Source organism: Marinomonas foliarum, from assembly GCF_016906065.1.
In the GTDB taxonomy this organism is placed as follows: Bacteria; Pseudomonadota; Gammaproteobacteria; order Pseudomonadales; family Marinomonadaceae; genus Marinomonas; species Marinomonas foliarum.
The window spans coordinates 2,362,677-2,379,666 of record NZ_CP070273.1 but is presented as its reverse complement, the minus strand read 5'-3'; the positions used below and the strand labels follow the sequence as shown (position 1 = coordinate 2,379,666).

At 44.7% G+C, this 16,990-nt stretch carries 15 protein-coding genes; 10 read left to right on the top strand and 5 right to left on the bottom strand.

Features of this window, described 5'->3' with window-relative positions:
* The first annotated feature begins 4 nt into the window (after nucleotides 1-4).
* Nucleotides 5-712: a response regulator transcription factor gene (locus JSY38_RS10965; protein ID WP_205113260.1), complete on the top strand. Its 708-nt coding sequence runs from the start codon at nucleotides 5-7 to the stop codon at nucleotides 710-712.
* Nucleotides 713-827: 115 nt separating this feature from the next.
* Here the strand turns inward: JSY38_RS10965 and JSY38_RS10960 are convergent, their stop codons facing one another.
* Both JSY38_RS10960 and JSY38_RS10955 read right to left on the bottom strand, forming a co-directional pair.
* Complete coding sequence (locus JSY38_RS10960; protein ID WP_239543949.1) at nucleotides 828-1,697, bottom strand: DUF4394 domain-containing protein; 870 nt, start codon at nucleotides 1,695-1,697, stop codon at nucleotides 828-830.
* Nucleotides 1,698-1,863: 166 nt separating this feature from the next.
* Nucleotides 1,864-2,868: a helix-turn-helix domain-containing protein gene (locus JSY38_RS10955; protein WP_205113258.1), complete on the bottom strand. Its 1,005-nt coding sequence runs from the start codon at nucleotides 2,866-2,868 to the stop codon at nucleotides 1,864-1,866.
* A gap of 227 nt (nucleotides 2,869-3,095) precedes the next feature.
* Here JSY38_RS10955 and JSY38_RS10950 point away from each other — a divergent pair, with 227 nt between their 5' ends.
* From JSY38_RS10950 to eat, 3 genes are all read left to right on the top strand, one after another.
* Nucleotides 3,096-4,529 carry an ethanolamine ammonia-lyase subunit EutB gene (locus JSY38_RS10950; protein WP_205113257.1) on the top strand — a complete coding sequence of 478 codons (1,434 nt, stop codon included), beginning with the start codon at nucleotides 3,096-3,098 and terminating at the stop codon, nucleotides 4,527-4,529.
* A complete protein-coding gene (gene eutC, locus JSY38_RS10945; protein ID WP_205113256.1) occupies nucleotides 4,526-5,413 on the top strand; it encodes an ethanolamine ammonia-lyase subunit EutC in 888 nt (295 codons plus the stop codon). The genes JSY38_RS10950 and eutC overlap by 4 nt, the downstream gene beginning before the upstream one ends.
* Before the next feature lie 74 nt (nucleotides 5,414-5,487).
* Nucleotides 5,488-6,894 carry an ethanolamine permease gene (eat, locus tag JSY38_RS10940; RefSeq protein ID WP_205113255.1) on the top strand — a complete coding sequence of 469 codons (1,407 nt, stop codon included), beginning with the start codon at nucleotides 5,488-5,490 and terminating at the stop codon, nucleotides 6,892-6,894.
* A gap of 85 nt (nucleotides 6,895-6,979) precedes the next feature.
* Here eat and JSY38_RS10935 read toward each other — a convergent pair whose 3' ends face one another.
* Nucleotides 6,980-8,416: an NCS1 family nucleobase:cation symporter-1 gene (locus tag JSY38_RS10935; RefSeq protein ID WP_205113254.1), complete on the bottom strand. Its 1,437-nt coding sequence runs from the start codon at nucleotides 8,414-8,416 to the stop codon at nucleotides 6,980-6,982.
* Nucleotides 8,417-8,682: 266 nt separating this feature from the next.
* Here JSY38_RS10935 and JSY38_RS10930 point away from each other — a divergent pair, with 266 nt between their 5' ends.
* The 6 genes from JSY38_RS10930 (at nucleotide 8,683) to JSY38_RS10905 (ending at nucleotide 15,290) form a co-directional block, all read left to right on the top strand.
* Nucleotides 8,683-9,348 (top strand): GntR family transcriptional regulator, encoded by a 666-nt coding sequence (locus JSY38_RS10930; RefSeq protein ID WP_205113253.1) that lies wholly within the window; start codon nucleotides 8,683-8,685, stop codon nucleotides 9,346-9,348.
* Between the two features lie 26 nt (nucleotides 9,349-9,374).
* Complete coding sequence (locus tag JSY38_RS10925) at nucleotides 9,375-10,106, top strand: aspartate/glutamate racemase family protein (protein ID WP_205113252.1); 732 nt, start codon at nucleotides 9,375-9,377, stop codon at nucleotides 10,104-10,106.
* A 40-nt stretch (nucleotides 10,107-10,146) separates the two neighbouring features.
* Nucleotides 10,147-11,070, top strand: a complete 924-nt coding sequence (puuE, locus tag JSY38_RS10920; protein ID WP_205113251.1) for an allantoinase PuuE — start codon at nucleotides 10,147-10,149, stop codon at nucleotides 11,068-11,070.
* A 190-nt stretch (nucleotides 11,071-11,260) separates the two neighbouring features.
* Nucleotides 11,261-11,788 (top strand): sigma-70 family RNA polymerase sigma factor, encoded by a 528-nt coding sequence (locus JSY38_RS10915; RefSeq protein WP_205113250.1) that lies wholly within the window; start codon nucleotides 11,261-11,263, stop codon nucleotides 11,786-11,788.
* A complete protein-coding gene (locus tag JSY38_RS10910) occupies nucleotides 11,781-12,740 on the top strand; it encodes a FecR domain-containing protein (protein WP_205113249.1) in 960 nt (319 codons plus the stop codon). The genes JSY38_RS10915 and JSY38_RS10910 overlap by 8 nt, the downstream gene beginning before the upstream one ends.
* 129 nt (nucleotides 12,741-12,869) lie before the next feature.
* Nucleotides 12,870-15,290 (top strand): TonB-dependent receptor, encoded by a 2,421-nt coding sequence (locus JSY38_RS10905; RefSeq protein WP_239543948.1) that lies wholly within the window; start codon nucleotides 12,870-12,872, stop codon nucleotides 15,288-15,290.
* A gap of 43 nt (nucleotides 15,291-15,333) precedes the next feature.
* Here the strand turns inward: JSY38_RS10905 and JSY38_RS10900 are convergent, their stop codons facing one another.
* Both JSY38_RS10900 and JSY38_RS10895 read right to left on the bottom strand, forming a co-directional pair.
* Nucleotides 15,334-16,137 carry an IucA/IucC family C-terminal-domain containing protein gene (locus JSY38_RS10900; RefSeq protein WP_205113248.1) on the bottom strand — a complete coding sequence of 268 codons (804 nt, stop codon included), beginning with the start codon at nucleotides 16,135-16,137 and terminating at the stop codon, nucleotides 15,334-15,336.
* Nucleotides 16,130-16,990 carry an ABC transporter ATP-binding protein gene (locus tag JSY38_RS10895; protein ID WP_239543947.1) on the bottom strand — a complete coding sequence of 287 codons (861 nt, stop codon included), beginning with the start codon at nucleotides 16,988-16,990 and terminating at the stop codon, nucleotides 16,130-16,132. Before JSY38_RS10895 ends, JSY38_RS10900 begins: the two co-directional genes overlap by 8 nt.

The following is a 16,990-nucleotide window of genomic DNA, read 5'->3' as shown; positions in this document are numbered from 1 at the left end:
GAACATGGCACGTATTTATTTTGTTGAAGACAATGCCGTTTTATTAGAAAACGGGCTGTTATGGCTAAAAAGTGAGGGCTACGATGCCCATGGAGCAAGCTCTTCCAAAGAGCTTTCCAGCTTAATGGAAGAGCAAATACCAAGCTTGGTCATACTGGATTGGAACTTACCTGGGGAAGACGGTTTATCTATTGCGAGTAAATTAAGAAACGATCCAACAACACAGAATATATTGATTATTTTTGTCACTGCTCGCAACTCAATGGATGACAAGCTCTCTGGGCTTAGTGAAGCCGATGCGTATATAACCAAGCCTTTTGATTATCGTGAATTACTCGCCACGACTCACACTTTACTAAGACGGTTTAGTAACAATTCGCAAGCTGATGATAAAGCCCCACAAGATCAAAACACATGGTTACATTCACCATCACAACACATCATCTGTACTCCCGATAGCCAAGCAATAGAGATCAATGAGAGAGAAAGCATACTCCTTAAGCTTTTCACACAACATGCGGGGAAAATCGTATCTCCAAAAATGGTGTCAGAAGCCTTTAACGAGGACCTTAGTATTTTCGAGAAAAATCGCATTGAAGTACTCGTTTCTCGCTTACGCAATAAACTAAAAACAGGCAACGACAACCCCATCCGCAGCTTTCGTAACAGAGGTTATCAGTTAATGATCAACATAAAAAAGGTCGAGGAATAGACCTTTAGAATTAATTAGGGCCCAGATGAAGAATACGGAGATTTTTCATCTGGGCCCTAGCTATCAGCCTCTATCTATCTTTAAATGACTGATGGTGTAAAAACACCCTTTGTCATTATTTTGCGCTTGAGACAGCAAAACCACTAAAGCCACCCATTGGTAGGTCGGCCATTAAGGTTGCCGCGCCTGTCGTAAGGTTCATAGAGTAAAGACCAGCTTTTGATGCACCTTCGAGCTGTAATACAGCGTAAGCGGCGTCAGAACCTTCTTTGGCAGAAACAATATCGAAGCCACCCATTGATGATACGTCTACGGCCTTGCCATTGATGGTGATCTTAGCGACGGTTTTTAATTCGCCTGCATTATTAGCAAGGCTGACCAAGGAATCTGTTTTGCTGTCTAACGCAAACTGGAAAGTGCTCGATGCTTTTGCACCGGCAATGGCGTTCGTGTAAGCATTGGCAAAAATTTCAGGCGTCATGCCTTCGTTGCTATCGCCTTTTGCATAGAATGTTGAGGTGAATTTTAATACTGAATTAGCACGCTTATCTTGGTCACCAAAACCGACTGGGAAATACACCAAGTTGGTACCGTCAGAGCCAACCATACGAACAGCATCAATGGCGTTATTAAAATCCATCGCGGTTGCTGAAGCATCCTTTGAAATCATGGCACCTTTTGTGAAGCTAGCACCAAGATCAGTTAGCTTGCCAGTCTTAGCATCAACAGAATAGACAGCACCATTGGAATAGCCCAACAGCTCGCCAGTGACAGGACGATAAGCCACGGCATCAAGCTTACTACTTAGCGTAAAAGTGTCCATTTTAGCGGGAGACGCGATAGACCCCATTGTGATCAAAGTCGTTCCATTATTAGCAAGCGCGTACCCAGCGATATGGCTATCTTGGTCAGATGTTCCATAAAAGCCAGTTGAACAAGCAGAAACAGCGAAAGCAGTTGTGGCAGCAATAATTGTCTTTTTCATCATAATCATCCTATATGAGTTTTATTAGTAAACTAGTTGTCACCCAATTGGGCGGCTCATACAGAGATACTCATCTTTTGAAAAAAGGTTTCAGATAACCGATATTTTTTTGAAAGATTTATTTATTACACAAACCGAGCCTGTCATTAACTATCTTACTTTGTGCTCAACTACTCAGCCCTGTGAGTGTTTTTGAGGGTGTTTCACCAAACAGTTGTTTGTAGTCTTTGGCAAACTGGCTCAGGTGCCAAAATCCCCATAGGGCGGCGATGTCGCTGACAGCTTGGCCACTTTTCGCTTGTACCAGTGAGCGACGCACGCCGTTTAGTCGACTAATGCGCAGGTATTGAATAGGGCTGACGCCGAGAATGCTTTCAAAGCTGTATTGCAGGGTGCGACGGCTGACATTGGTTACTTCACACAACTGGGTAACTGTGACAGGTTCATCAAGGTGTTGATCTAAAAACAGACGCGCATTATCTACAACGCTTTTACGGTGATAATAGCTTTGTGTTTTGGCAGGTTGTGGGGTTTCTACTTTGAGTACTTCCAACAAAGCCATCATGACAATGTCTTGCTGCAAGCGCGGTGGCGTTCTGCTTTCTGCACTGAGCAAACGCGCGAGTAAGAAGCGCACTTCGTCTAGGGTTTTGTCAGGTACTCCAAGGCGACCACATTCGGTGAGTTCTTTCCAATTTAGATCCACCCCGTGAATCGCGGCCATTTTGATCAGCTTTGATCGATCCACCACTAATCCATATAAATCATAATCCTGCGGTGTGGAAAGCTGGAAATCACAATCGCCCGGTCGACACATGATGTTATTTTCATGAATCGTTAAACCGTTAATGCGACTCTCTTCTTGATCGGCAAGAGGAATCCCCAACCAAACAGAGTCAGGCCAAACGACACATTTTTGCTGCAATGACTGACTGGTGTGCTCACAAAAAACCTGCAATCCATCAAACGGCAGCTCGACAATACGACCGTAAAAGCTACCACGGCTGGTCTGATCGTACTCTTGTTGCCAGTTGGTCAGATTACTGGCATGCAAATCGGCGTCGTGCGCTTCCGACAATCTTACTTTCGGCACACGAACTTGCGATGCATCAGCTTTCGATATATCAGAGAAAAAGCCCTGTTTTGGTGCGTCAATCATTGAATTCAACATAATCACGTCTGTCCATGTTTATTGATTTTCTTCGAAATAAATAGAAAACCAACCTAACAATTTGAAAAATAAAGATTTTATTAATTTTGCCATTATTCGATAACGTCGTTTTATGGAATTCCGTAATGTTAACTAACGTCATATATGTTCAAGCTATGCAAAATTGACACCTTTTTCTAGTTTGCTTTCTTGAACCAACACCCTCTCAGTAAAGCGCGAGAATCATTATGAGCAAGCTACATTCCTCTCAACGTCAGCACTTTCAATTCAGCAACATAGTTGGAGAACGCACCTTCGGCTTTGTCGATCTTGCCGAGTTAATGGCGAAGGCCACACCGGCCCGATCTGGTGATCGCTTAGCCGGTGTGGCCGCCGAAAGCGCTGAAGAGCGTGTCATTGCTCAAATGACGCTTGCCGATATTCCACTGAGCCTTTTCCTAGAGCAAGCCCTCGTTCCCTATGAAGAAGACGAAATTACCCGACTAATATTAGACGATCATGACAAAACTGCCTTTTCTTTGATTTCACATCTTACCGTGGGCGGGTTTCGTGATTGGCTATTGAGCGATTTAGCCACCAGCGACGTGCTGACTCAGATTCGCCCCGGTGTGACGCCAGAAATGGCCGCTGCTGTCAGTAAAATTATGCGCAATCAGGATTTGATTCTGGTCGCAAAAAAATGCCATGTAAAAACCGCGTTTCGCAATACCATTGGTTTACCGGGGCATTTATCGACGCGCTTACAACCCAACCACCCAACCGACGATTTAACAGGTATCGCCGCCAGCATGTTAGACGGTTTGCTCTACGCCAATGGTGATGCCGTGATAGGCATCAACCCAGCTACCGACAACGTGCAGCAAGCCACGCGCTTGATCAAGATGATGGACGAAGTCATCCAGCATTATGAAATCCCGACTCAATCTTGCGTTTTAACTCACGTTACCAACACCATTGAATGCATCGAGCAAGGCGCGCCAGTGGATTTGGTTTTCCAGTCTATAGGCGGAACTCAAGCCACCAACGACAGTTTTGGTTTTAACCTAGCAAATCTGGCCGAAGCGCAAGACGCGGCCTTGTCGCTGAATCGCGGCACAGTTGGCAACAACGTTATGTATTTTGAAACAGGCCAAGGCAGTGCCTTGTCCGCCAACGCCAATCACGGCTTAGATCAGCAAACCTGTGAAGCACGCGCTTATGCAGTAGCACGTAAGTTCAATCCATTGCTGGTTAACACGGTAGTCGGCTTCATCGGCCCTGAATATTTGTACGATGGCAAAGAAATCACCCGTGCGGGTTTGGAAGATCATTTCTGCGGCAAGTTGCTTGGCTTACCCATGGGTTGTGATGTTTGCTACACCAATCATGCCGAAGCCGACCAAAACGACATGGATAATTTACTGACACTTTTAGGTGTCGCTGGCTGTACTTTTGTGATGGGCATTCCTGGCTCCGATGACATCATGTTGAACTACCAGACAACCTCGTTTCATGATGCGCTATATGCTCGAAAGGTATTAGGATTGAAGCCGTCGCCGGAATTTGATCTCTGGCTAGCCAAGATGGAAATCTTCAAAAACAACGAGCAATTTACGCTCAATCACCAGCTACCCGATGCGTTTCATAAGTCACTCAATCGTATGATTGGAGGTCGCTCATGAGCCAAGATCCCCCTAAATCTAATAAGTCTTTTCCGCCCCATCCGCATGCTTCTGTTCTTACTGGAAAAGAAGAGCCTGTCACCGAAAACGCGTGGAGTAAGCTTAATGCTTTTACCGATGCGCGGGTTGGATTGGGCCGCTCCGGTATCAGCCTACCAACCAAGCATTTATTAGCGTTTCAACTTGCCCACGCTCAGGCCATTGATGCGGTTCACACCCAACTTGATTGCGACGCCTTATCAAAAACACTCATGGAGCAAGACTGGGCAAAAGATTGGACGAAACACTGTGCCCCCCTAATGCTGCACAGTCGCGCGACGGATCGCGCAACCTATCTACAGCGTCCAGATTATGGCCGCCGATTAGACGAAGCATCCGCCAATAAACTAGACGAACATCGAGCTTCCACTTCACAAGATTATGACCTTGCGATTGTGGTGGTTGATGGTTTGTCATCATTGGCAATAGAGCAAAACACGCTGCCTTTTCTGCACGCACTTTCTAGCCATATAAAAGATTGGAAGCTAGCGCCTATCTGCTTTGTAAAACAAGGTCGCGTGGCCATTGGCGATGATGTGTGTGAACGACTCAACGCCAAGTGCGTTTTGGTGTTAATCGGCGAACGTCCGGGGCTGAGCTCGCCCGATAGTTTAGGTTTGTACCTAACTTGGGGCGGCAAAGTCGGCTTTACCGATGCCTATCGCAACTGTATATCCAATATCCGTCCAGCGGGTTTGGTCTACCAAGAGGCCGCACGCAAAGCCTTTTATCTATTAAACGAAGCACGAAACCTGAAGCTGTCTGGCGTCAAACTCAAAGATAGATCAGACGATGATTTAATTATGGACACGACCAAGGAGTCAAAGAACTTCCTCATCTCTTAGGGACAAGAAATACATAAGCCCATCGGGCAAAAATGACGGTTAAACCACTTAACTAGAACACAAAAGGAACGACAATGAGTGATCAATTAGATAAAGAATACCTGGCAAAACGCCAGTTAAAAAGGGGCTCCGCTGGCTGGATTTTGCTAGCGGGTTTAGGGGTTTCTTACGTAATATCAGGCGATTTCGCGGGCTGGAACTTTGGCATCGCTGAAGCGGGCTGGGGCGGGTTTGCCATTGCGGCAGGGCTCATGGCGGTAATGTATTTAACTCTAGTTTTGTCATTGGCAGAAATGTCTGCCGCTATCCCAGCGGCGGGCGGCGGTTACAGTTTTGCTCGTCAAGCGATGGGGCCTACTGGTGGTTATTTAACAGGCTTGGCAGTATTAATTGAATACGCTTTAGCACCGGCTGCCATTGTGATATTTATCGGTTCTGCGGTGGAAGCCCTCCTAGGATTTAATGGGCCTTGGGTTTATGCGGCGTTTTATCTTGTTTTTATTGCCATCCACTTGGCTGGGGTTGGTGAAGCACTAAAAGTCATGATGGTCATCAGTGGCTTGGCGGTTATCGCCATCTTAGCAACGGCGGTGGCCTTGATTGGTGATTTTGATACAAGCCGTTTATTCGATGTTGCCGTAACCGATGCCGCTGGCGCGTCTGAGTTTATGCCAATGGGTTGGTATGGCGTTTGGGCTGCATTGCCATTTGGCATGTGGTTATTCTTGGCTGTTGAAGGCGTTCCTCTTGCAGCAGAAGAAGCCAAAGACCCAGCGAAAGATGTGCCTAAGGGCATTATCGGCGCGATGATTTTCTTACTTTTCACTGCACTTTTAGTGGTGTTTTTATTGGCGGGCGCAGCAGGTGCAGACGCCATGAGTAAGAGTGCCGTGCCTTTAGTGGATGCCTTGAACTTTGCAGGTCACGGAACCTTGGCAACCGCGGTTAACGTATTGGGGCTTGCTGGCTTGATCGCCTCTTTCTTCTCCATCATCTACGGTTACAGCCGTTTGGTATTCGCTTTGTCTCGCGCCGGTTACCTTCCTAAGAGCTTGTCTGTTACCGATAAACGCAAAGTGCCTTCTCGCGCTTTGATCGTACCTGGTATTTTGGGCTTTCTTGCTTCTTTAACTGGCGAAGGCGACCTGATGTTAGCCATGGCCGTTGTTGGCGCGACTGTGTCATATGCCTTGATGGCGTTAAGCCATATCTTATTGCGCATCAAGCAACCAAACATGGAACGCCCATATAAAACACCTGGCGGTATCGTTACCTCATCTATCGCTTTTGTGTTGTCTCTATTGGCTTTGACGGGTGTTTACGCTTACGATCCACGCGCGTTTTTCTACACGCTGGTATTGTTCGCCATCGGCGCCGCTTACTACTTCTTGTACAGCAAAAACCGCCTAGTGGCGAAAACACCAGAAGAAGAGTTCGACATGTTGGCCGCTGCTGAAGCAGACCTTGCTGCCTCAACTTAATTCGACTCAATAACTTTCGTCACAACAAAAAGCCCCGCATTGAAAAATGCGGGGCTTCATTTTCTACACATTTTCTTAGATCAAATTACGACTTCGCAAGATTCATACTTTGCAAGGCAACACGCTCAGGTTCCATCATATAACGGTAAGCCAAAGCCGCCACAATACCACCAATGAAGATGGCGTAATTTGCCAAAGAACTAAATACAAAGGTCGCTAAGATAGAAACAAAGCCAGCAATCAGTAAGGCATAAACACTCTTCTTATTCACGCCATTCTCATACCAGTATCGACCTTTTGGCGATTCCGTATACAAAGCCGCTACATCGATATGACCTTTCTTGATGAAGTAGTAATCAACAATAATAATGCCGTACAAAGGCCCTATCATTGCGCCTAATACGTCCACTGTGTAATGAATCACTTCTGGGTTATTGAACAGGTTCCAAGGCGTTAGCAGAACAGAACCAAATGCGGCAATAAAACCACCCGCTTTAAAGCTGATTTTCTGTGGAGAAACATTCGAAAAATCAAACGCTGGCGCAACAAAGTTCGCCACGATATTGATACCCACTGTCGCAAAGATAAACGTCAATGCACCCAGTACCGTGATAAAACCAGAATCAAGACGTTTCACGGTTTCCACTGGATCGGTGATCATCTGACCAAACACAGGAATCGAAGCCGAAACAATCACCACACTGAACAAAGAGAACAACACAAAGTTAACGGGCAAGCCCAATATATTACCCAGTTTCAACTTTTTATAACTGCCGCAATAACGAGAGAAGTCACTGAAGTTCAACGTTGGACCTGCAAAATACGCCGCTACTAAAGCAATCGCGATGAACATCTGCACATACACATCTAGGCCCGTCAGGTTATTTGAACTCAGATTGAAACTGATATTTTCCCAACCCGCTCGATCCACCATATAAATGCACAAAGCAAACATAGCGATATAAATAGCAGGACCAGACCAATCGATCACTTTACGAATCATATCCATACCAAACATGAACACAATCCCTTGCACAAGCCACATCGCAGTGAAGCCAATCCAACCTAAGTACGAAAGCCCAATGAATGACTTATCAGCAAGAGACGCCATATCTGGAAAAAAGTACAACAGAAGGATGATGAAGGAACTGGATGCCAAAAAGGTTTGAATACCGTACCAAACAACCGCGATCAAGCCACGAATGATGGCTGGAATATTAGCGCCGAACACACCAAAAGACATTCGTGCTACCACAGGAAAAGGGATACCTGCTTTCTGTCCCGGCTTCCCCATCAAGTTGGCAAACACCAATACAATAGAAATCCCTAATAACAAACTGATAAACACCTGAATACCATTTAACCCTAACGCAAACAGGCTGGCGGCAAACACATAACCACCCACACTGTGTACATCAGACATCCAGAAAGCGAAGATGCTGTACCAACCCCATTTCTGATCTTTTTCTGGCAAGAGATCACTATTTGCCAATTTAGGACTTTGCTCAAACTCTTTCTTCATGGCTACATTCCTTTTATATTGTATACAATACTAAATACAATTTATGTGCCAACAATAGAGTTCAATAAATATAAGCAATAACAGAAATGACAGACGAAAACATCGATAAAATTGCACTAAATTAAGTCAAAAGTTATTTATGCACACCAGCATTGTGCACAATAAATTGATTTTTTGTTTAAGATGTACGAAACAAACTGACATGTTATATTGTCTTATCAAGCATATTTACTAAAATATCGTATACAATTTATAGAGAAATACTCATGTCGAACGACGAGAACATTTACCGACAAATACTAAAAGCCATTGTCGAACACCAATTACCACCTGGGGCGCGTTTACCTGAAGACCGCTTATCAGAAGCATTTGGTGTAAGCCGAACAGGCATCCGCAAAGTATTGCAGCGGCTCGCCTTAGAACATTTTGTGGTGATCGAGAAAAACAAAGGCGCACAAGTAAATCACCCAAGCAAAGCAGAAGCATTAGAAGTACTAGACAGCCGCATTCTGATCGAGCCACAACTCATCCCTGCTGTATTATCTCACTGGAATTCGGCCCAATCTCAACACTTTCGCACTATGGCGATAGAAGAAAAACGCGCAGAAGAAAGCAATCAACTAGCTGATTCTATCCAGTTAACCGCTCGCTTTCATTATGAATTGGCAACATTATCTGGCAATAAAGTACTGGCTAGTTTTATCGAACAGCTTTGTTATCGATCTTCTTTAATACTGGCTGCTTACGGTACTCGCGGCAGTGTGGGTTGCGACTGCGGCGAGCACTCGGAGCTACTGGATCTTCTTGATCAAGGAAACGCAGACAAGGCGCAAAACTGGATGAGTCATCACCTTAAACACATCAAATCCTCACTCATTCTCGAAAGCAAATCTGAAGAGAACATAGATTTCCAACAACTGTTCTCTCGTTAAACTTTTTAGTGCCTTAAAAGGACATTATGAAAATCCAACTAATCAACCCAAACACCAGCGCCGACATGACTCACGCTATGGTGCTGAGCGCGCAATCTATAGCTCTTGATAGCACCCATATTATCGCTAGCACTCCTGAGCATGGCCCCAAAAGCATCGAATGCGCTTTTGATGAAGTCATTGCCAGCGCTGCTCTTCTCGATCTTATCGAGCAAGGCAAACAACAAGGTGTCGACGCTCATATTATTGCTTGTTTTGGCGATCCAGCTCTAGATGCAGCGCGCGAATTAGCTGATGCCCCCGTAATTGGCATTGCTGAAGCAGGTTTTCACATGGCCAGCCTGATTGCCCATCGTTTTGGGGTTGTGACCACGCTATCTCGTACCTTACCAGCGAGTGAGCATTTACTACAAAAGTATGGTCATAAGCATCATTGTAGCGGTGTCAGAGCCACCGACATTCCTGTTTTGGCATTAGAAAATATCGACCCAGCGGCTTACTTACTACTAAAAACGGAATGCCTTGCGGCCATAGAGCAAGACGGTGCAGAAGCGATAGTATTAGGATGCGCAGGCATGTCGAGTTTGGTGGAAAAGCTGTCTGCTGAATTACCTGTTCCTATCATTGATGGCGTTGTCGCCGCGGTAAAACTGGCAGAATCATTGCATCAGTTAGGGCTACAAACCTCTAAAAAAGGTCAATACGGACAGCGTGTTAGCAAAGCTTTTACTGGGCGTTATGCCCACTGGAGTTTATAACCGCTGCTAAACGACATAAAAAAATAATGGAACACAGATAATGAAACACTATTTAGAACGCGATTACGCGGGTTATGGCCGCCAAGGGCTGCCAAACGTAAAATGGCCCAACAATGCCCGAGTTGCTGTCCAGTTTGTTTTAAACTTTGAAGAAGGCGGTGAAAACTGCGTCTTGCATGGTGATGAACACGCCGAGACTTTTTTGTCCGAAATATTCGGGGCGCAGCCTTTCAAAGACCGTCACATGAGCATGGAATCCCTTTACGAATATGGTTCTCGCACTGGTGTTTGGCGCATTCTAAATGAGTTCGAAAAGCGTGGTTTACCACTCACTGTTTTTGCCATCGCCACCGCGTTACAACGTAACCCAGAAGTAGCAAAAGCCTTTGTCGAAGGCAAACACGAAATCGTCTGCCATGGCTTAAAATGGATTCATTACCAAGACATGCCAATCGAGCAAGAACGCGAGCACATGCAACAAGCCCTTGCCTTGATCGAAGAAATCACTGGCGTGAAGCCCGCAGGCTGGTACACAGGGCGCGACTCGCCAAATACTCGCGCCTTAGTGGCCGAGCAAGCGCAACTCAAATACGATTCCGACAACTACGGCGACGACCTACCTTACTGGGTAAAGGTCGACACTCCAAATGGTGGTAGCAAACCACACCTGATCGTGCCTTACACGCTCGACTGCAACGACATGAAGTTTTCTTCGCCTTATGGATTCAACCATGCAGAGGAGTTTTTTCAATACTTGAAAGACAACTTTGATTGTTTGTATGAAGAAGGCGCGACCGCACCAAAAATGATGTCCATCGGCATGCACTGCCGAACACTCGGTAAACCAAGTCGCTTTATGGCACTGAAGAAATTCCTCGACTACGTGCAATCCCACAACGACGTCTGGATCACCCGCCGCGAAGACATCGCGGATCACTGGATAGCGAATCATCCTCCAGAATGATTTGGCGTTAAAAACCTTTTATTACAATGACCAACAAAGAAATGGAGAGCGCCTGTATTCACTTTACAACGGCGCTTTTTCCTCTCTATTCGATGCAAAATAGCATCCACGCCAACACACTTCTTGACATGGTAGCCACAAAGCCTTTTAATGATATTAATTATCATTCCACTATTTAAGGCTTGGTTTCATGCCGCACAATGCGAACCACAGTGTGCAACATGACGAAATGCACTCTTTATATGTCAACCACCACAGCTGGCTATTCACATGGATTCGTAAACGTTTAGACAGCCCATTCGATGCCGCTGATTTAACTCAAGATACTTTCTTGCGTATTCACGCGAAGCAAAATGCGGCAACCATCAAGGAACCCAAGGCATATTTAGCAACGATTGCCAAAGGTCTTGTGTGTCATTTTTACAGACGAAAATCGTTAGAACAGGCGTACCTAGAGCTGTTAGCAAAGCAGCCAGAATCTTTCGTCATTTCGCCTGAAAATGAGTTCATTATTTTACAAACCTTGGAGGAAGTAGATGCTTTGCTAAATGGCCTTCCAAGCCAAGTAAAACAGGTATTTTTGCTATCGCAAATAGAGGGTAAAAAATATCAACAAATAGCCGATGATATGCAGCTTTCTCTCGCCACAGTGAAGCGATATATGAAACAAGCTTATGTTAAGTGCTTTGTTTTGATGGGGGACGACTTTTTTGAATAAGATATCAAAAAAGAGCATGCACGAAGCCGCTGATTGGCTAATCAGACAACAAGAAACGCCACTCACTGACAACGAGCAAAAACAACTACAAGGTTGGTTAGAAGCAGACAAAGACAATCAGCTCGCTTGGCAACGAGCCCAACATTTTATCAATCAAGTGGACACTTTACCTAAAGACATTGCTTACGCAGTATTGAATCGACCTGACGATGCAACACGTCGTTTAAATATTGGCAAGCTGGCATTATTATTGGCTTCTGGACCGTTAATTTGGGGAGGCTATAAAACAGTCGACAGTCAGCAATGGAACGCCGATTATCGCACAGCGAAAGGACAGCAAAAGCAAGTCACCTTACCAGACGGTACTATGGTGAAACTCAATACGGCAACGGCATTTGATATTTCGTTTGATGACAAGGCACGCTTATTATCACTGCGAGAAGGTGAAATCCAAGTTCATACTGTATCGACACACTCTCAACAGCTACCCTCTTTTACAATCAAGACACAGGATGCAATTTTATCGCCCTTGGATGCGAATTTCACCGTACGCCAATATAGCGGTCTAACCAGGTTAGGGGTGATTGAGGGTCAGGTTGAAGCGTCACCTAGGCTAGTAAAAAACACGCAAGACAATACCATTAGCACAGGCTATCAAATCGAGCTATCCAGCCATGGTGTTTTATCTCGTAAAGCACTCGCATCAGAAACCACTTCATGGCTAGACAACATGCTAGCTGTTCACAATATGCCATTAAACCAGTTCATCAGAGAAGTCTCCCGCTATCATAGAGGCTTACTACGAGTTTCTCCCGATATTGAAAACATCGATATATCAGGTGCTTTTCCTCTTAAAAACATCAATACCATTTTCAGCATGCTATCGCACACCTACCCTATTCAAATAAACAGTCATCTGGGGAATTATTGGGTCACTTTAGAAGCCGTTTAAGGAAGTCAAAAACCACCTAATCAAAAAAAAAACGAAATAATTCCTATTTCGGCTGACACTTTTTTTCTTTTCAGGTGGCTTACTAGTTAAACAACTAATAAGCATCCTAATTTGAAAAAGGAGGTGGCCATGTCTACCCGTAAAAAAACACATTTAAAAACACAATTTCAGAAGGCAATCAGCACAACATTAACCTGCAGTGGTTTAATAATCGCGTCTGGTATTAGCCCACTTACTTTGGCACAAGAAGCACCAAGCCAGAGCGTTCAGCAACCACTAAAAATTGAAGCTGGCAATCTTGGAAACGCTCTCACTACGTTTGCTGCTCGTCACAATATAGCACTCTCATTTAACTCAACATTAACGCGAGACCTTCAAAGTAAAGGCATTTCTGGCAATACCAGTCCGATAGAACTCATTGAGCAATTGTTATCTACTACTGATTTAGAGATGGTTCCTAATCAAGATGGTACCTATAGCTTGGTAGAACGTGGCCAGTACCAGACAACAGACAACCAAGCAATTAATCTTAATGCTATGGTTATCCAAACCAGCCGCTCTAATACGAAAAAAGAAGACAGCCCTCAGGTCATTACCGTTATCAATCGTGAGCAAATCGAAGAGCAGCTTTCTATTTCAACCGATAGTTCTCAGGCCCTGTCTAACCTTCTACCTGCTTATTCTCCAAATACACAAAAACTGAATAACAGCAGCCAGACATTCCGCGGCCGCTCTGTTTTATACATGATAGATGGTGTGCCACAGTCCAACCCCATTCGAGAAGGCAGTCGATCTGCCCACACTATTGACCTTTCTATGGTGGAACGCATCGAAGTTATCCATGGCGCAACCGCCGTTCACGGCCTAGGAGCAACTGGCGGCATCATTAACTTCATCACCAAATCAACGCGCTCCAACAAGCTAAAACAACATGTCGATGTACAAATGACCACACCGACTGAAAAAATAAGCAGCGACACCTTATCTTATAAAATTGGCTATCAAGCAGAAGGATCACAAGGCGATTTCGATTACCTTGTCGGTCTAACCAACGAAGTACAAGGCATGTACCTCGATGCCGATGGTAACTATGTTGGGGCGGCAACCGTTCGTGGCGACATAATGGATTCAAAAAGCTATGACGCTTTTGTCAAATTAGGCTACTGGTTAGGCGACGATCAAAGGCTGGAACTAGAAGTTAATAAGTACCAAATGAAAGGACGCATGAACTTTACCGGAGTGGATGGTGACAGAGATAATGGTGTTGCCACCAGCTCTGTCAAAGGCACACCACCAAACGGTGTGGCTCCTTATAACGACGTGCAAACAACCAGTCTTTTCTACACTGACAGCGACCTTGATGGCATGGAGTTTAAAGCCCAAGCTTTTCATCAAGATTTTGAAGGTCGTTACGGAGCATCAAACTCCAACAGTTTTCAGGACACCAGCATTGCTCCAAGCGGTACCCTTTACGACCAAAGCCAAAACCAATCTGAAAAAATCGGTGCGAAATTTAGCCTGACCAAAAATGACCTATTAGATAATACTTTAAGCATCACGACAGGGTTAGATTTACTACAGGACAAAACCAGTCAGACATTGATATTAACCAACCGCACTTATGTTCCAGAAACAGAATATACCAACTATGCACCTTTCATTCAGTTTGAATATAAGCCAACCGAGCGCTTGGTGTTGCAGGCAGGTGTTCGTGATGAACACGCTAAATTAGACGTAGGCACCTATCAAACAGTGGCCGCTAACAACGGTGTGACAGTCAATGGCGGAAGCCCAAGTTTCCACGAAACAGTCTACAACGCAGGTGCTGTTTTCAAAATAACACCGGCCGTAAGTGTTTTCACCAACTACTCACAAGGCTTTGGCATGCCTGACGTTGGACGCGTACTTCGCGGGGTTGATATTGCAGGTCAAGACGTTGATTCGCTAATAGATCTATCCCCAATTGTGACCGATAACTATGAAGTGGGATTTCGTGTAAACCGCCATCCATATGATTTCGAGTTAAGCTACTACGAATCTGACTCAGACCTAGGTAGCCGTATCGTTGAAGAAAATGGGCTTTATATTGTCAAACGTGAAAAGAAAGAAATTCAAGGCGCAGAAGCTTCTTTAGGATTCCAACTAAACAAAAAGCACAAGTTGCAAGCTAGCTATTCTTTCATTCAAGGTAAATCAGACACAGATGGTGATGGAAAGGTAGAGACTAAGCTAACAGGAGCTGATATATCACCAAATCGTTTAGTTACTTCATGGAACGCAAATTGGAATGAAAAGTTATCTTCTTTACTGCAAGTAAGCCACGCCTTCAGCCGAAGCTTTGATAATGAGGATTTAGACTTTGACGGATATACTCTAGTCGATGCATCTATTGGCTATAAACTGCCAGTAGGCAAGATGAATGTCTCCGTGGCCAATCTCTTGAATGAAGATTATTTCACTTACTATTCACAAGCCGCCTACGCAAACGACAGCTTCTACTTCAAAGGTAGAGGCCGTACAGTGACATTGGCTTATGGTTTGGATTTTTAACCCCCTAAGAACGAGAACAGCCTCCTCCCCTTATCTTCAAGGGTTAAGGTGGGGTTGTTCTCTTTTTCTTCAAAGGCAAAGGACAGGAGCCGCAATACACTGGCGGCTCAGTCGCTTGGTAGTAAAAACAACAAGTACGTCGAACTCGAACAGGGTTTTCCGATAGTGCCGTTAATTGCTTATCTCGATAAAAAACCATCAAAGGGTTTTCGTTTAAACCGAATAAATCCGTCGTACTTTTATCAAGCAAATACGCATAATCCGCTTCCGCTATCGCCCTTTTCTCTTCAGCAATATTGGTAAGAATACGCTGCTCGTAAATACTAAAAACCCGCACTGCAATATTTTCCCAGAGAACACGCCGTGACACTTTAGTTAAGCGGTAAAATTGCTCGACCAACAAGGTTAAATGCCCCGAAAATACTTTGCTCAATATCTCATCTCGCCAAGCGTCTCGCGCTTCGTTATCCGAACTTTCTAAAACTGACACCGATGTATTTTTTAATGGCATCTTGGATTGCCAAATTCTGTTATCTAACGGATATTCGAAAACACTGTTTTCTATGGAACCATCAAGGCCTTTATCAAACCCAGACATGGCGTATAAGAAAGGTGCCAACGTAAGAAATGCCACTCGCTTGATTACTAAAGACGCCGTAATTTTCAGATTTGGGGCGCCGAGTTCTGGCATAATGTTGCGCAGCGTTTCCAAGCACAAGTCGTCATCTAATAGCTTGTTTGAATCAATCGCAAGCGGCTCATCTTGCTGATAAGCCTTAAGCCCAAACCCCGCCAACACTTCCCACTCAGCAGAAAGAAGCGCATGTTTATTGTCTTGTTTAAACATTCTCAACGGCCTGAGTGTCGACTTTGCGACCTTTTCCATAAGGAATGCACATTGGCGTACCAAACAGAGGGTCTGCGCTAATATGACATTCCATATCAAACACAGCTTTCACCATATCATGATCTAAAATCGCCTCTGGTGCGCCTTGGCAAAAAACCGTACCGTCTTTAATGGCTATCATTTTGTGGGCGTAACGAGCAGCCAGATTCAAGTCATGTAACACCATTAGAATAGTCGTATTCTGGGTCAAATTAAGCTCAAACAGCAGATCGAGAATCTCTATCTGATGGGTTAAATCCAAATAGGTTGTCGGCTCGTCCAATAACAAAATATCGGTATTCTGTGCCAGCGCCATGGCAATCCAAGCTCGCTGCCGCTGCCCACCAGATAAAGCATCAATGGAACGATCAGCAAACTCAGTCATATTGGTGTCTTGCAAAGCTTTACGTACTAAACACTCATCTTCTTCCGTCCAGCTTTGCAACCAATTTTGATGAGGATAGCGACCTTGACGCACCAACTGTTCCACCGTTAAACCTTCTGGCGCAACAGGCCCTTGTGGAAGGATAGCCAGCTTGCGAGCCACGTCTTTTCCAGACAATGAGTGAATATCAGCACCATTCAAGAGGATCTGCCCTGAGGATGGCTTTAATAACCGCGCAAACGACTTCAGCAAGGTAGATTTACCACAGCCATTACCGCCCACCAGCACTGTAATTTGGTTAGACTGAATAGCTAAATCCAAAGACTTAATAATGGCTTTTTTCTCATAACCTAAGGAAAGCGTCACACTTTCTAATGGACTTTGAGTTAATACCTTATCGCCTAATACATGATTTTCAGACAAACTCAT

Bases quoted from the DNA above. Each gene is read 5' to 3' on its own strand.
- JSY38_RS10965 (WP_205113260.1), top strand. From the start codon at position 5: ATGGCACGTATTTATTTTGTTGAAGACAATGCCGTTTTATTAGAAAAC.
- JSY38_RS10960 (WP_239543949.1), bottom strand. From the start codon at position 1,697: ATGAAAAAGACAATTATTGCTGCCACAACTGCTTTCGCTGTTTCTGCT.
- JSY38_RS10955 (WP_205113258.1), bottom strand. From the start codon at position 2,868: ATGTTGAATTCAATGATTGACGCACCAAAACAGGGCTTTTTCTCTGAT.
- JSY38_RS10950 (WP_205113257.1), top strand. From the start codon at position 3,096: ATGAGCAAGCTACATTCCTCTCAACGTCAGCACTTTCAATTCAGCAAC.
- eutC (WP_205113256.1), top strand. From the start codon at position 4,526: ATGAGCCAAGATCCCCCTAAATCTAATAAGTCTTTTCCGCCCCATCCG.
- eat (WP_205113255.1), top strand. From the start codon at position 5,488: ATGAGTGATCAATTAGATAAAGAATACCTGGCAAAACGCCAGTTAAAA.
- JSY38_RS10935 (WP_205113254.1), bottom strand. From the start codon at position 8,416: ATGAAGAAAGAGTTTGAGCAAAGTCCTAAATTGGCAAATAGTGATCTC.
- JSY38_RS10930 (WP_205113253.1), top strand. From the start codon at position 8,683: ATGTCGAACGACGAGAACATTTACCGACAAATACTAAAAGCCATTGTC.
- JSY38_RS10925 (WP_205113252.1), top strand. From the start codon at position 9,375: ATGAAAATCCAACTAATCAACCCAAACACCAGCGCCGACATGACTCAC.
- puuE (WP_205113251.1), top strand. From the start codon at position 10,147: ATGAAACACTATTTAGAACGCGATTACGCGGGTTATGGCCGCCAAGGG.
- JSY38_RS10915 (WP_205113250.1), top strand. From the start codon at position 11,261: ATGCCGCACAATGCGAACCACAGTGTGCAACATGACGAAATGCACTCT.
- JSY38_RS10905 (WP_239543948.1), top strand. From the start codon at position 12,870: ATGTCTACCCGTAAAAAAACACATTTAAAAACACAATTTCAGAAGGCA.
- JSY38_RS10900 (WP_205113248.1), bottom strand. From the start codon at position 16,137: ATGTTTAAACAAGACAATAAACATGCGCTTCTTTCTGCTGAGTGGGAA.
- JSY38_RS10895 (WP_239543947.1), bottom strand. From the start codon at position 16,990: ATGAGTTTGTCTGAAAATCATGTATTAGGCGATAAGGTATTAACTCAA.